We start from the raw sequence: 13820 nt of genomic DNA, 5'->3' as shown, positions 1-13820 counted from the left end.
CTACTCTACCGGAGGGGGAGTTCGCGATTATGAACAACGCAGACGGTCGCAATCTGCCGGAGGGCCGCAGCGCGCGGCAAGCACGCCCGCGTCGCCGTTTGCGAGGCAAAGGCATCCTGATCATTTCGGCGACGTTGAGTATCCTGGTCGTGTTGCTGCTTGGCGGCCAGCCGGAGGGCGCCCCGTTTGCCCCGCACCTGGACCCGTCAATCGATCCGGATGGCTTTCCCAACCTTGGCTACCATGTCCGATCCCACTGGATCGACGGCCAGACGCTCTATTACAGCAAGGACGAAACGCTCGTCGTTCGCAATATCGACACGGGCAGCGAACGCTACATTCCGTTCGGCGGCTACGAAGTGAAGAGCCTGATTGCCAAGGGCAGTGAAATCGCGCTGGCAGCCAAAACCAAGGAGACCTTCTGGGATCGCTTCAGCGGACGTATCCGCTTCGCCTATGAACAGGAGAATGACATCTATAACGGCATTGCTTGCAGGCTGGACACTGCAACTTGCGAGGTGAAAGTCACCGGCAACTACATGATCCGGGATTTCCAGCCCTATCTTGAGGGCTACGTGTTCTCCAAAACCGAATGGGAAGACTATTCGCTCGGCGCGGACCTCCCCATGGATGTGCGTTCGTCGGTGGTGGTGGTCACGCCTGACGGGAGATTTGAGCCGGGCGCGAAGTTTGGCGGGATACAGAGCCTCTTCGTCAGCGAAAACGGCAGCTTCGTCGATATCAGGAATGCATCCGAGCTGACCTTTCCTGCCGGCGACAATGTCTACCGTTGGAGCGGCGGCGATGTGCATCCAATCTATTTGGTTGGGTTGCAATCGGACCGCTATCGCGACGCCTACAGCGGCCAGCTACGCACGGACGGTTTCCACTGGGCGCTGAGCTCCTACAACATCATAAACGGCAAAAGATCCGGGCTTTCGAGCGACTATTTCTGCGCGAACCGCACGGGCCAGGTCGACAGCAAAACGGCACTGTTTCTCCACGACCGGTCGATCATGTACATCGACAGCCAGGGAAAGCTCGTCGTGCTGGATTGCCGGTCTCGATAGCCCGTGAACACTCACGGGCTATGATCAAGAAACCGCTCTCATCCCGCCTGCTGCGCCCCGTGCGCGTGGATCACCGCGTCGGCCTCCTTGCCGTAGAGTTCCTCGAAATGGTCGAAGCTCTTGGAGAAGTAGCCGATGCCTTGCGTTGCCGCGCGCAGAGCCCGAGAGAGATCGTCGAGCGCCGATCCGGGCACGAGCGCGCGAAAGATGTCCCAGCCCTTGGCCGCCTCGTCGCGGTCGAAGCCGAGCACCTGGCCCTTGTAGGTGGAGACGATCGGCACCAGGCTGCCGGAATAGATCGAGGGGATGTGGATCTCGATGCGGATGACCGGCTGCATCAGGACGGCTGAGGCCTGCGACAGCGCCTGCCGCACGCCCATCTTCGCCGCCGCCCGGAAGGCGAAGTCGTTGCTGTCGACCGAATGGTGTTGGCCATCGGTCAGCGTCACGCCGACATCGATCACCTGAAAACCGAGCGGCCCTTTCTCCATCGCTTCGCGCGCGCCGGCCTCGATCGCCGGGATGAAGTTGCGCGGCACGGCCCCGCCCTTCACCGTTTCGGCGAAGGAGAAGCCGGAGCCGCGCTCGTTCGGGTGCACGCTGAGCTTGACGTCGGCAAACTGCCCGGCGCCGCCCGTCTGCTTGCGGTGGCGGTAGTGCACATCGGAGGGTTTCAGCACCGTCTCGCGATAGGTCGGGCTCGGGTGTTTGTCGGTGACGCCGACATGGAAGACGTCAGCGAGCGTCTTGCAGAGATCGCGCAGGTGCATCGGCCCCTGCACGCAGACGAGCTGGGCGCCGGTTCCCTCCTCCTGCATGACCGCGAGCCCGCGGTCGGTTTCTGCGAGCTTGGCAAGCGTGCCCGAAAGCTTCGTCTCGTCGCGCTCGCTGTCGGGCACCAGAATGCGCTCCAGCATCGGCGTCGGCGGCACCGTCCAGTCCGGCGCCATGGCGGTGGTGTTGGCGGCCAAGAGCGCCGGCACCGGCAGGTGGTCGGCCTTGACCGCGGCGATGATCGCGCCCGCCTCGGGCGTCGCGTTCTGCAGCGGCTTGCCGCTGGCCGGATCCTGCAGCGAACCGAGGCTGCCGCCGCCAAGTGTGGCGCCCTGCTTGATGCCCGATGTCAGCGCCCGGACCAGCACCGTCTTGCCGACATTGGCGCGATGATAGGCATGAAAGCTGACGGCGGAAAGGGCGGTCTCGGTGATCGGGCCGGCCGCCGCCAGCCTCTTCTTGAGTGCGTCGACACCGGGCGCCTCATGGCGCAGCGCCTTCATCAGCCGCATGATGCCGTTGGCGTGGCTCGCCGCCCCGACGAGCACGGGAATGATCCGGTTTTCCTTCAAAAGCCGCGTGGAGATCGCATAGATCGTGTCGCTTGCAGGTGCCCGGTCCTCGATCAGCTCCTCAAGCAGCCAGTCGTCGAACTCGGAGAAATGCTCGAGCAATTCGGCGCGCGCCTCCTTTTCGCGCTCCATCATCGTGTCGGGGATCTCGATCAACGCCGAGGTCTGGCCTTCGCGGTAACGCCAGGCGCGCTCGGAGATCAGGTCGCAGCTGCCGACGATCTTGTCGCCTTCACGGATCGGCACCTGGCGTAAGAGCAGCATGTGGCTGGAATAGTCCTGAAGCGCCGCAATCACGTCGCGAAGCCGCCCTCGCGGCTCGTCCATGCGGTTGATGAAGAGGATGCAGGGCGTGCCGGACGCCTCGATCACCTTGAGATAGGGGGCGGCGAGCACCGCCTCCTCGGGCGCCGGCGATACGCAGAGCACGCAGGCGTCGCTGGCGATCAGCGCGTGCTGCGCGTGGCCGAGCGCCTCGGTGCCCCCGGGCGCATCCAGCGCGCACCAGGGTTCACCGCCAAACTCGAATTCCGTGAGGTTCAATCCATAGGGTGAAGCAGCTTTTCTGGAGGCCCCCTCCAGACCGGCCAGCTTGTCCACAAGCGTGGTTTTTCCGGTCTGCGAGGGCCCAAGTACCGTGAAGCAGCGCATCGGCGATCCTCCCCTGTCGCGATAACGACGGGCGCCGAGCGTTGCGACGCCCTTACTCTATTAATTCTAGGGCAGCTTTTGCGCTTTCAATGGCTGTGCGCAAATTCGGTACGCTTCGCGTGTGACCGCGTTGACAAGCGTCGGCGCGTCGATCACAATCTGATTGCATATTTAAACCAGTACTAAAATGATATCATTGACGATGGACAGAAGTGAACTCGGCGCTCATTCTGTCGCAACGCCAGTCCCGTGGAACCGTCCGACCGGAGATCACCCGCATGTCGCTTACGCTCTACCAGCATCCGCTCGCCTCCTTCTGCCACAAGGTGCTGATCGCGCTTTACGAGAACGATACACCGTTCAAGAGCAGCCTGGTCGATCTCCTTGATCCGGCAGAAGCGGCCCGCTTCGCCGCGCTCTGGCCGGTCGGCAAGATGCCTGTGCTGACCGACAGCGCCCGCGATGTGGTGATGCCGGAAACCTCTGTTATCATCGAATATCTCGACCGCTATTATCCCGGCCGCCAAAGGCTGATCCCCGACGATGCGGACGCGGCGCTGAAGGTCCGGCTCTGGGACCGCTTCTTCGACAATTACATTCACGTGCCGATGCAGAAGATCGTCACCGACACGCTGCGCGGCCCTGGCGAGAACGACCATCGCGGCGTCGCTGACGCCCGCGCCACGCTCGGCCTCGCCTATGGCATGGCCGACAAGCACTTCGCCGAAAACATCTTCGCCGCCGGCGATGCCTTCAGCCTTGCCGACTGCGCCGCCACGCCTGCACTCTTTTACGGCGGCATCGTCGAGCCCTTCGATGAGAAACACCCGCATCTTGCCGCCTATTTCGAGCGCCTGCTCGAACGTCCGTCGGTGCGCCGCGTGCTCGCCGAAGCGCGGCCCTATTTCCATATGTTCCCCTACCGGAACCTGATGCCTGAACGGTTTTTCGAGATGTAGTCGCGGAGTGCGGGGGCCGGCGCCATCGCGAAGATCTGAAGTACGCTCCGGTTGAAGCGCGTCAACGTCAGCTGTCCTGGTGGTTCCGGGTTGAATCGGAATGCTGCTCCAGCCACATGGAATTCTCGAATAGCGCGCTCTCGTCACAGATTCCCCTGAGAAACTGACCTGTGATGTGACGCGCCAGGCGGTCGGCGCGTTTCCCGTAGCGCGGGATGCTGCACCAGATGCAGACACGGTCGAAGGTGCGCTGCAGCATGTCAAGATCAACGGGGTCGATCTTGCCGTCCGGTCCGCCTGCAATCTCCTCGCCGCCATGGACGAGCGCATCGGTATTTGCTTCCGGCGCCGATCGCAGATCGAAACCGACCGCGTATTTCAGCGCGCCGCTCTCGCGGATGCCCTTCTGGTAGCAACTGAAGATGTGCCTTGCGATCGCCTCTGCCATCTCACAGTCGCGCGGCAACCCGCGCTCGCGCAGAATCTCGCTGAAGACCTGCTCGATCTGGTTCATTTCGTGAGGGAGAAGCGCCTTTGGTTTGGCCGTGGAATACACCGCGCGACCTCCTGAACTGGGGCGAAAGCGCGAACGATCTTCCAGCCGCCGGGGCCCGTATCAACAGCCCAGCGATGGCGACAGTATGCGCCGATCGGAGGACAAAGCAACGTCGCGGAAGGCGCGTCGGTTCGGGCGTTCATCTACCCTCCCTTGTCCCCGCTTGCGCAAGGAAGCGGCTGCAGACCGGACGGGGCCAACCGGTCAGCCTATTTCACCGGCGCCGGCGGGGTGCCGATCGGGAAGGCGATGGTGACGAAGCCGGCCGTGCCTACCGGGCGGTTCTTGGCCGCGAATTCCTGGAACACTTTCAGCGTCAGCGAAACAGGCGTTTCGCCCGCCTTGAAATTGTAGCCCATGGTGCCGCCAAGGGCGGCGATGCGGCCCTTGAAAGCACCGAGCCTGGCGCCGGGACCGCTGTCGCCCGTCACCTGCTGGTAGAAATAGCCGGCAACACCGGCGGAGAATTGCGGGCTGAAGTGCTGGGTCACCGCCCATTCCGCGTGGAATTCCGTACCCGTGCGATAGTCGGTTGCCGGGTTCTCGCCGTTGAAGGTGAAGCCCGCAGCACCCGAAAGGTCGAGGCCGGTTTCCGGATTGAGCCAGGTGCCGGCAAAGGTCAGGTCGCCCGCCCAGCGGTTGAACGAGAGATTGGCAAGTTCGCCCTTCTGATAGTCGCCGATCGGCACGTTGACGCTGGCGTTCGCCGTCCAGTGGAAGTCGCCCTCGTGCCAGCCGAGCGTCGCGCCGAGCACCGGATCGCCGATGGTGAAGACCGAGTCGCTGACGGAGGCCGAACGGCCGGCGCGCGGCGCTGAAAGCGTGGCATCGATATTGGGGCCGCCGAAGGGCACGATCGCGGTAAAGCCGAGATTGCCGCCCAGCACCTCCTCCGGCATGACCCAGAGGCCGGTGCCGAAGATACCAACGAGGGTCGCGTCGACTTCGCCGACGATCTCGCCGCCGAGCGGAAGCTGACGGTTACCCTTGAGCTCGCCAACATAGAAGTAGGTGTCGTTCTGAAAGTAGGTTCCGGGCGGCGCGAGAAGGCCGGCCATCGGGCCACGGGCACCGAGCAGATAGAAACCTGCACCGTTTTCGGCAGCTTCCGCAGGTGACGCGATCGCACAGGTCAGGCCGGCAGCAACGGCCGACGCGGAAAGCAGGCTTCTCGCGTGCATCATGACAGTGATTCCCCTCATCTCACGGCCGGGACGATACCATCTTGCATTGCACTAGCCAGCCCTAAGAAAGCAGGAGCGGCAACCCAGATGCATGCAGGCGCGCGACCGCCGCTGGCTGCCCTTGCACGCGCCCGGCGCGCCGCTACTTTACCGGCGGGAGGCCTTCGTTTCCTCGGGCATGAGGCGGCCTTACCACTTCTGGTGTCACCCGCCCGCAAAGGACCCCGACCATGGAATACCGGCTGCTCGGCCGTTCCGGCCTGAAAATCTCTGTTATCACCATGGGCACGATGACGATCGGCGGCGGCGGCAAGTTCGCCGAGGTCGGCAATGTCGGCCTCAAGGATGCGCGTCGTTATGTCGATCTCTGCCTCGACGCCGGCGTCAACCTGATCGACACCGCCGACATCTATTCAACCGGCGCCTGCGAGGAGATCATCGGCGACGTGCTCGGCGGCAAGCGCAAGAACGGTGTCCTGGTCGCAACCAAGGCGCGCTTCAACATGGGGCCGGGACCGAACGACGGCGGCCTGTCACGCTACCACCTGATCGCGGCCTGCGAAGCCAGTCTGAAACGGCTGAAGACCGACGTCATCGACCTCTACCAGGTGCATGAATGGGACGGCCAGACCCCGCTTGAAGAGACGATGGAGGCGCTCGACAGCCTGGTAAGAAGCGGCAAGGTCCGCTACATCGGCTGCTCCAATTATTCCGGCTGGCACATCATGAAGGCGCTCGGCATCAGCGCGCTTCAAGGTCGCCAGCGCTTCGTCAGTGAGCAGATCCACTACACACTCGAAGCCCGCGAGGCCGAATACGAGCTGATGCCGATCGCGATCGACCAGGGGCTCGGCGTGCTCGTCTGGAGCCCGCTTGCAGGCGGCTTGCTCTCGGGCAAGCACCGGCGTGGCGAGACACCCGAAGGCACCCGCCAGTTCGCTGGCTGGAACGAACCGCCGATCCGCGACGAGGAGCGGCTGTGGAAGATCGTCGACATGCTGGTGGCCATAGCAGGCGAGCGCGGCGTGTCGCCGGCTCAAGTTGCGCTTGCCTGGCTGATCGGCCGCAAGGGCGTCACCTCCGTCATCATCGGCGGCCGCACGGAAGCGCAGTTCTCAGACAATCTCGCTGCCGCCAATCTCAAACTCTCCGACGAGGAAAAGGAGTTGCTCGACGCCGTCAGCCTGCCGCCGGTGATTTACCCCTACTGGCACCAGCTCTGGACCGCCAAGGACCGGCTCGGCGAGGCCGACCTGGCACTGCTGGCCCCGCATCTCTGACAGGGGACGGATCGCTCTGCACGGCGCCGCTTAAACATCCTACCTCGTTGTTTTCAGCAGTTCCTGGAAGCGCGGGAGGGTGCGGAGCGAATCGAGATCGGAATCGTTCAGGATCCAGGCATGAAGCTCCGGAGAAACGAGCGGAAGGGATTGTTCCAGCAGTTCCATTGCCAGCTCCTGCTCTCCAAGCAGAGCATAGGCGCAGGCGTTGTTGTAGCAGGCCCGCGCATCTTCCGGGTCGATGGCGTTGACCCGTGCAATCAGTTCCAGCGCCCGGTCGCGTTCTCCGAGCGCCGCACAGACGCAAGCACCAAGCTGGGCTGAATCGGAGCTTTCCGGGTGCAGCACCATGCTGCGCTCCACGCGCTCAAGGCCGATCCGGATCAGTTTTTCCCTCTTTTCCAGCTGGCCAAGGCGGTCCAGGGCGAGTCCGGCAAGAACGGGCGAGCGGTAGTCGTCGGGCCTGATCTCGGCGGCGCGCTCGTAATGCTTTACGGCCTTCTCATAGTCACTGCGGACAAAACAGTGGCGGGCATAGAAATAGTGGGCTTCGTGCGAATTCGGATCGAGCGCGAGCGCGCGCTTGAAAGCGGCGGCGGCCTCCTCGTAACGCCCGACCGTCGAGAGCGCGTAGCCGTGCGATGCATGCACCTCCGGCAGGGTGGAATCCCGCTCCAGCGCCTTGGCGCAGGTTTCGAGCAGAGTGTCCGGCGGAATGTTGACCCCGTGGAATCCGCACAGGAACGAGTCGCAGTCGGCAATGCCGGCATAGGCGCGCGCAAAATCTGCATCCAATTCCGCCGCGTAGGTGAACATCCGCCGCGCGTGCTGCAGCGACGACTTCGTCATCCTGTGGAAGAGTTCGCGCCCCTTGAGCCAGTAGTTGTACGCCTCGACGCTCGCGGTTGCCGCCTGCTCGATCGCCTTCCGCTCGCTCGGCAGCAGCCTGATCTTCAATTGGGCGACGATCGCGCCGGTGATCTCGTCCTGAATGTCGAAAATATCCGTCAGGTTGCGGTCGTAGCGTTCGGCCCAGATATGCCGTCCGTCGATGCCGTCGATCAGCTGACCGGTGATGCGGACACGCTGGCCCGCCTTGCGCACGCTTCCCTCCAGCAAAAAGCTGACGCCGAGTTCGGCGGCCACCCGCTGCGCCGTCACCCGCGTTCCCTTGTAGACGAAGACCGTGTGCCGGGCGACGACGGACAGACCGGAGATCTTTGAAAGATCCGTGATGATGTCCTCCGTTATGCCGTCGGAAAAATACTCCTGCGTCGGATCATCGCTCATGTTGTTGAACGGGAGGACGGCGATGGACGGCTTGCGTGCCGAAGCCGGCCCGCGAGCGGCCGGGTCATTTGCCGCCTGCGGGACATCGATGACGACGTTGTAGACCCTCACCGGCCGCTCGATGTTCTTCAGCAGCTGCTCGCCGGCATCCTCGAAGACGAGATCGAGCCGGTTGCCGACATGTTCGCGCACCGCAGCCGATACCGCGACGCCACCCGGCTTGGCGAAGTTCTCGATCCGCGCGGCGATATTGACCCCGTCGCCGAAGATGTCGTCATTCTCGACGATGACATCGCCAATGTTGACGCCGATACGGAACTCGATCCGCCGGTCGTCGGGCACGGCAGAATTGCGCTGGCGCATCCCCTTCTGGATCTTGGCGGCGCAATCGACCGCGTTGACCACGCTCTCGAACTCGACCAGCATGCCGTCGCCGACAAGCTTGACGATGCGCCCCTCATGGTCGGTGACCATGGCATCCACCAGCTCGGCACGATGCGCCGTCAGCGCCGCAAGCGTTTCCGCCTCATTTGCCCCCATGAGGCGACTGTAGCCGGCCACGTCAGCAGAAAGGATCGTAGTGAGGCGACGCTTCATTGCAAAACCTCTCGTTCCGATGATGAAATTTATCAGGTTTTGGCCGGCGACGGCACCAGAATCAGGATTGCCAGCGCGTGCAGGCGAACGCGGCGGCGAAACGCCTCTCCCCTTGAAATCCAAAATTTGTATCATATGATATAGACGATGCACTCAAAGGAGACGATTGTGCCAGCTTTGCAGTCCCCGACCCTTCCCGACCGCGATGCCGCAAGGCATGAGGAGGCTGTCATCGTCAAGGCGGTGGTTAGGGCATGCGACCTCTGGAACCTCACCAACAAGGAGGCGGCCCAGCTCTTCGACGTGCCGATCGCCACCTGGAACCGGATGAAGGCGGGGGATTTCAAGGGCCGGCTCGACCAGGACAAGCGCATGCGCGCGAGCCTGATCGTCGGCATCTTCAAGGGCTTGCGTCTGTTCTTCAACGGGCCGCTCACCTATCAGTGGCCGAAGGCGGTCAATTCCGGGCCGCTGTTTTATGGCCGCTCGCCGGTCGAGCTGATGATCGAGGGCGGCATTCCGGTGATGCTGAAGGTGCGGCGCCATCTCGACGGCCTGCGCGGCGGCCTATGATCGCCCGCCCCAAGATAGCGGAGATCGATTTCAACGAGCCGGCCACCATCCGGCTGATCTCGACCGCCTATATCGACGAGCCGGCGGTCAAGCCGCTCGCCGACGATGACGGCGAGATCGAGATCCTCAACCGGCTGGAGGCGTTGACCTCGGCGCGGCTGAGCCCTCTGGCGCGGCCCGCCGGCGTCGATCCGGCCGAACTGTTGAACGAATCCTACGGCTACGGCTGGTCGCTGATCAACGCCGCCTTCTGCCACGCCCGTCCGCCGGGCAACCGCTTCAACGGCGAGGAGCGCGGCGCCTGGTACTGCGCCTTCGGCCCGCGCGCACTTGAAACCTGCCAGGCGGAAATCGTCTATCACCGCACCCGGGCGCTCCGCGAAGCCGGCAGTTTCCACGACATCGGCCGCTACCGCGAGCTGATCGCCGGTTTCACCTGCCGCTTCCATGATGTGCGCGACGAAAAGGGCGCCGCCTATCTCGATGCCGACACGGCCATCGCCTACCCCGCCGGCCAGGCGCTGGCCGCCACGATCCTTGCCGAAGGCGGCAACGGGCTGATCTATCCCTCCGCCCGCGACCCTGAGGGCGAGTGCCTCGCCGTTTTCCGCCCCGCCGTCATCCAGAACATCCGCCAGGGCCGCACCATCACCTTCCAATGGGCAGGCCTGGCTGAGCCGCGCATTCTGGACGAGGCCTGATCGGAGGTACCGGCGAAATGCGCAGGCCTAAGCGCCCCCGGTGTTTCCGCCCCGCAATGTTCCGGCAATGCACCCCGCCGACAACGGCTCGCCTTTCCGGATTCCCACGCCAATGTTGTCGGGGCCGGATTCGGCTGGAACATAAACCACTTATAAATCAAATTGTTAATGACGCTCTTGCTCGGCTGGACGCTATATTCGTCGCGCAAGCCCTGCCCCTCACCCTCCCCCTCTCCCCGCCTGCGGGAAGAGGGAAAATGGCAACCGCTTGTCCCATCTGACCACCATCTGGCTTCAGCGACCCGACCGTGGCCCGCTACGGGAGAGTCAGGCGCCGCAGGATGTGGACAAGGACAGCGCCACAGCCTCCCTTCTCCCCGCTCGCGGGGAGAAGGTGCCGGCAGGCGGATGAGGGGCACGCCTCACCGCGCGGATGAGGGGCATGCCTCACTGCGCGGATGAGGGGCGCATCCCTCACCACCGCGGATGACGGGCACGCCCGCGGGCAATCGACAGGCGGCACGGGGCGTCAACCATGAGGAACAGAATGACGATTACACTTCTACCTGTCGATGCCGTCGATGCCGACATCATCCGTCAACTGGACGTTCACGAAGACCAGATGGATTTCATCGCCAGCAACGAGGAGTCGCTGGAAGAACTCGCCGAGCGCCCTGAATGCGTGGGCTTTGCCGTCATGGTCGAGGGCGCACCCGTCGGCTTTGCCATGTACGCGCTCGATCCGGATGACGGCAATCACTGGATCTACCGGCTGATGATCGATGCCCGCCATCAGGGCAAGGGCTATGGCGCAAAAGCGCTCGCCGCCCTCCTCGAGCATATGGCCACGATCCCCGAATGCGGCGACATCTATCTCGGCGTCTACCCGCAAAACGCCCGCGCCCACGCGCTTTACCACCGCTTCGGCTTCCGCGAAACCGGCATGATGCTGGGCGGGGAAAAGGTCATGCGGCTCGGTCGCAGCTAGGCGCCTATTGTTGGCGCCTTTGCTGACGGTGACCAGGAGATAGGTTCCTGGTCACCGAATTGAACGGATTGCACGCGCAGCCCCAGAAAACGCAATCCGCCTCCTAGAGACTTGCGAAGTCAGCCAAGTGCAACGATATTGCATACTATAGGGGGGGGCGAGGGAGATGAACGATTCAATCTACGATGATCTTCCCGAGGATCATGAGAAAGCATTTATACACCTAGAACGGCACTTTCGCGCTCAGCTTTACCAGAACATAAGCGAGAACGAGCAAAGTGTCCTTGAGGCGTATTGCAAACGAAAATACATGACCGCCGTTATATCCGCAGCTAGATCCCTGGATATTCCGGTAATCCAAGGCTATTTAGTTCCCGCAAGCGACGCTGATACTCGGAATATTTTTCAAAAGTTTGAAGCAGATGTATTGAGTCTGTCTGTACAGATAGAGATTAAACATGCCCGTCACGGCAAGAAGTACAGTGTAGGCCTTTCTGTAGCAGCAAAAGAGAAGATCAGACACTACATCGAGCAAATCCGCTTAGCGATCGACGATTCGGATCTTTCTCAAGGCAAACGCGACGCCGTCTTCAAAAAGCTCAGTGAGCTCGTATTGGAAATCGACCGCGCCCGAACCCGGTTTGAGATCGTTACGGATGGCATACGTGCTCTCGCTCGATTGAGCGGCGATGTGGCGCGTGAGGGTGCAGAGCCATGGTGGAAATGGGTAAAGCTAATACTTGGCGAAATTGATGAATCAAAGGAGAACGAGCCTCAGCCTTCGCTCCCGGCACCTGAAGAGCGCAAGCGCTTGGAGCCTCCCCGCAAACAGTTGCCCGCACCTGATAAGCCCGACGAAGATATTCCCTTCTAGTCGATTGGGCAGGTCCACAAGTGGCGCCCCTTACAGTCCGTGCGGCTGCCTGACGCAATGGCTGTGTCGCGCTGCACTATCCATACACATCTAAGGATGACGTCCATGCTGAAAGGCTCCTGCCACTGCGGCAACGGGAAATGGACACTTGAGGGCGATCCCGGCTCGATCACCGCCTGCAACTGCACGCTCTGCCGCCGCTACGGCGCCCTCTGGGCCTATGATTACGAAGGCGAACGCATCGCTGTGAGCGGCGAACTCACCGCCTATAGCCGTGCCGACGAGAAGGACCCGACGCTCGAGATCCTCTTCTGCCCGACCTGCGGCTGCGTCGTCGCCTGGCGCGGCCTTCAGCTTGACGGAGATGGCCGCCGCCGCATCGCCGTCAATGTCAGGCTCACGTCGCCCGAGCTGGTGGCCGATCTGCCGGTCGACTATTTCGACGGCTTCGACACCTTCGAAGACCTGCCATCGAGGGGGACATGTGTGCGCGATCTGTGGTTCTAGCCGTCCTCCACCGCCAATCGCCACGACTGGATCATTTCGTCAATTCATGAAAGATTGAAACAACCAGGCATTGATGGGCCACCACCAGACGGAGAGAGAACGTCCATGCGACATCTGACCTGCGCGATCGCGTCACTTCTCGCCCTCCTCAGCCTGTCGGCCTGCTCCCAATCATCCTCGTCGTCGCCGCCACGTCCCTCGACGTCAGAGGCGACCGCGGCGGCCCTGCGCGGCGGAAACCCGACCGACGAGCGCGCCTGCGAACAGGCCGTCGCCAAGCAGACCAACAGCGCCGACATTGCAACGTTGAGCTCGGACATGTCGCAAGCCAATACGCAAGTCATCATCGGCGTCGGCCCTGAGCGCAGCAGATGGCGCTGCCTCGTTTCCGGCGGCAAGGTCGCGGAGGTGTCGTCACTCGCCGACGAGGGTGCCATGTGAGCGGGTGATGGGTGGACTGAAGCCTCACCGCTTCCAGCGGGCAGACGATGCTCGTCTTGCCCCACTCCGTCGCGCTCTGCCGGACCAACAATAACCGAACGTTGCCCCGATATTGAGGCGCAACCGAAAATACGTTAAACCTTGGGACACCGGATAGTGAGGGACGTCTTGGTAAGTGTCCGCAATCGCACGGTTACCGCCTGCCGACCTGAACCACCTGCCCGGAACATCCTATGGACGCACCTGAGCGCGCGAAGCATCCACTCTTGTCCAGGATTATGAACTACGTTCTCGGAGCGTGGCTGTTGCTCTTTGCACTCCCTATGTTTGGAGCGTTTATTGGATATCTTTATATACCCTCGTCCGAATGGATGGCCTTGAGCCGGACAGCTGCTGTAGTTGGCGGCGCTTTCGGTGCCGCGCTGATGCTTTGGGTGATCGCCACCAGCCCGCATTCCATCAATTATGCGTATGGCGATCCAAAGACAGCCTTGTTCACCATCATTACGCCATTCCTGGGTTTTGCGATGGGGTACATCGTCGTAATGATGGGCGCTCCGATGGTCGGGGCACTGGTCGCGGGCGGTCACGTCGAGCGCATATACACTGTCGCCTCGACGGACCGGTCGAAAAAATGCTGGAACTCCATCGAACTCATCGAAGCGCCCTATCCGGCAGATCAGCTCTGCGGTTACTCTTCCAAACTTCGCGACAGTCTTTGGCCCCGAGATCGCGTGGCGATCAGCGGGCGCGGCTGGCAATGGGGCGTCATCGCCAGCGATGTCAGGCGGATCGATTGAGCC

Annotated in this window: 14 protein-coding genes; 10 read left to right on the top strand and 4 right to left on the bottom strand. The window is 62.3% G+C overall.

Annotation, left to right across the window (positions count from 1 at the left end; all coding sequences use genetic code 11):
- The first annotated feature begins 29 nt into the window (after positions 1 to 29).
- Positions 30 to 1070 carry a hypothetical protein gene (locus BBX50_RS19305; RefSeq protein ID WP_065776945.1) on the top strand — a complete coding sequence of 347 codons (1041 nt, stop codon included), beginning with the start codon at positions 30 to 32 and terminating at the stop codon, positions 1068 to 1070.
- Between the two features lie 38 nt (positions 1071 to 1108).
- On the opposite strand, the gene BBX50_RS19300 is transcribed toward BBX50_RS19305, so the two are convergent.
- On the bottom strand, positions 1109 to 3067 hold the full coding sequence (locus BBX50_RS19300) for an elongation factor G (RefSeq protein WP_065776944.1): 1959 nt from the start codon (positions 3065 to 3067) through the stop codon (positions 1109 to 1111).
- A 278-nt stretch (positions 3068 to 3345) separates the two neighbouring features.
- On the opposite strand from BBX50_RS19300, the gene BBX50_RS19295 reads away from it, so the two are divergent.
- Complete coding sequence (locus tag BBX50_RS19295) at positions 3346 to 4026, top strand: glutathione S-transferase family protein (protein ID WP_065776943.1); 681 nt, start codon at positions 3346 to 3348, stop codon at positions 4024 to 4026.
- Between the two features lie 67 nt (positions 4027 to 4093).
- Here the strand turns inward: BBX50_RS19295 and BBX50_RS30535 are convergent, their stop codons facing one another.
- The gene (locus BBX50_RS30535; protein WP_065776942.1) at positions 4094 to 4582 is read right to left on the bottom strand and encodes a hypothetical protein; all 489 of its coding nucleotides are present in this window, start codon (positions 4580 to 4582) and stop codon (positions 4094 to 4096) included.
- A 209-nt stretch (positions 4583 to 4791) separates the two neighbouring features.
- Positions 4792 to 5766 carry a transporter gene (locus tag BBX50_RS19285; protein WP_244513201.1) on the bottom strand — a complete coding sequence of 325 codons (975 nt, stop codon included), beginning with the start codon at positions 5764 to 5766 and terminating at the stop codon, positions 4792 to 4794.
- A gap of 230 nt (positions 5767 to 5996) precedes the next feature.
- On the opposite strand from BBX50_RS19285, the gene BBX50_RS19280 reads away from it, so the two are divergent.
- A complete protein-coding gene (locus tag BBX50_RS19280) occupies positions 5997 to 7046 on the top strand; it encodes an aldo/keto reductase (protein WP_065776941.1) in 1050 nt (349 codons plus the stop codon).
- A gap of 39 nt (positions 7047 to 7085) precedes the next feature.
- On the opposite strand, the gene BBX50_RS19275 is transcribed toward BBX50_RS19280, so the two are convergent.
- A complete protein-coding gene (locus BBX50_RS19275) occupies positions 7086 to 8933 on the bottom strand; it encodes an adenylate/guanylate cyclase domain-containing protein (protein ID WP_065776940.1) in 1848 nt (615 codons plus the stop codon).
- A gap of 168 nt (positions 8934 to 9101) precedes the next feature.
- Here BBX50_RS19275 and BBX50_RS30835 point away from each other — a divergent pair, with 168 nt between their 5' ends.
- The 7 genes from BBX50_RS30835 (at position 9102) to BBX50_RS19240 (ending at position 13817) form a co-directional block, all read left to right on the top strand.
- Positions 9102 to 9506 (top strand): antitoxin Xre-like helix-turn-helix domain-containing protein, encoded by a 405-nt coding sequence (locus BBX50_RS30835; RefSeq protein ID WP_139108480.1) that lies wholly within the window; start codon positions 9102 to 9104, stop codon positions 9504 to 9506.
- On the top strand, positions 9503 to 10207 hold the full coding sequence (locus BBX50_RS19265; protein ID WP_083213631.1) for an RES family NAD+ phosphorylase: 705 nt from the start codon (positions 9503 to 9505) through the stop codon (positions 10205 to 10207). The genes BBX50_RS30835 and BBX50_RS19265 overlap by 4 nt, the downstream gene beginning before the upstream one ends.
- 547 nt (positions 10208 to 10754) lie before the next feature.
- The gene (locus BBX50_RS19260) at positions 10755 to 11195 is read left to right on the top strand and encodes a GNAT family N-acetyltransferase (protein ID WP_065776938.1); all 441 of its coding nucleotides are present in this window, start codon (positions 10755 to 10757) and stop codon (positions 11193 to 11195) included.
- Positions 11196 to 11361: 166 nt separating this feature from the next.
- On the top strand, positions 11362 to 12069 hold the full coding sequence (locus BBX50_RS19255) for a hypothetical protein (protein ID WP_065776937.1): 708 nt from the start codon (positions 11362 to 11364) through the stop codon (positions 12067 to 12069).
- A gap of 105 nt (positions 12070 to 12174) precedes the next feature.
- Positions 12175 to 12576, top strand: coding sequence for a GFA family protein (locus tag BBX50_RS19250; protein ID WP_065776936.1), 402 nt, complete (start codon positions 12175 to 12177; stop codon positions 12574 to 12576).
- A gap of 105 nt (positions 12577 to 12681) precedes the next feature.
- Entirely contained in the window at positions 12682 to 13017 is a 336-nt protein-coding gene (locus tag BBX50_RS19245; protein ID WP_065776935.1) for a hypothetical protein, read from the top strand.
- Positions 13018 to 13250: 233 nt separating this feature from the next.
- Positions 13251 to 13817, top strand: a complete 567-nt coding sequence (locus tag BBX50_RS19240; RefSeq protein ID WP_065776934.1) for a hypothetical protein — start codon at positions 13251 to 13253, stop codon at positions 13815 to 13817.
- Positions 13818 to 13820: the final 3 nt, after the last annotated feature.

The organism is Ensifer sp. LC11, from assembly GCF_001695835.1.
Taxonomy (GTDB): Bacteria; Pseudomonadota; Alphaproteobacteria; order Rhizobiales; family Rhizobiaceae; genus Ensifer.
This window is presented reverse-complemented; position numbering and strand designations above follow the sequence as displayed.

Excerpts from the sequence above, each read along its gene's own strand:
- BBX50_RS19305 (WP_065776945.1), top strand. The coding sequence starts at position 30 with ATGAACAACGCAGACGGTCGCAATCTGCCGGAGGGCCGCAGCGCGCGG.
- BBX50_RS19300 (WP_065776944.1), bottom strand. The coding sequence starts at position 3,067 with ATGCGCTGCTTCACGGTACTTGGGCCCTCGCAGACCGGAAAAACCACG.
- BBX50_RS19295 (WP_065776943.1), top strand. The coding sequence starts at position 3,346 with ATGTCGCTTACGCTCTACCAGCATCCGCTCGCCTCCTTCTGCCACAAG.
- BBX50_RS19285 (WP_244513201.1), bottom strand. The coding sequence starts at position 5,766 with ATGATGCACGCGAGAAGCCTGCTTTCCGCGTCGGCCGTTGCTGCCGGC.
- BBX50_RS19280 (WP_065776941.1), top strand. The coding sequence starts at position 5,997 with ATGGAATACCGGCTGCTCGGCCGTTCCGGCCTGAAAATCTCTGTTATC.
- BBX50_RS19275 (WP_065776940.1), bottom strand. The coding sequence starts at position 8,933 with ATGAAGCGTCGCCTCACTACGATCCTTTCTGCTGACGTGGCCGGCTAC.
- BBX50_RS19265 (WP_083213631.1), top strand. The coding sequence starts at position 9,503 with ATGATCGCCCGCCCCAAGATAGCGGAGATCGATTTCAACGAGCCGGCC.
- BBX50_RS19260 (WP_065776938.1), top strand. The coding sequence starts at position 10,755 with ATGACGATTACACTTCTACCTGTCGATGCCGTCGATGCCGACATCATC.
- BBX50_RS19255 (WP_065776937.1), top strand. The coding sequence starts at position 11,362 with ATGAACGATTCAATCTACGATGATCTTCCCGAGGATCATGAGAAAGCA.
- BBX50_RS19250 (WP_065776936.1), top strand. The coding sequence starts at position 12,175 with ATGCTGAAAGGCTCCTGCCACTGCGGCAACGGGAAATGGACACTTGAG.
- BBX50_RS19245 (WP_065776935.1), top strand. The coding sequence starts at position 12,682 with ATGCGACATCTGACCTGCGCGATCGCGTCACTTCTCGCCCTCCTCAGC.
- BBX50_RS19240 (WP_065776934.1), top strand. The coding sequence starts at position 13,251 with ATGGACGCACCTGAGCGCGCGAAGCATCCACTCTTGTCCAGGATTATG.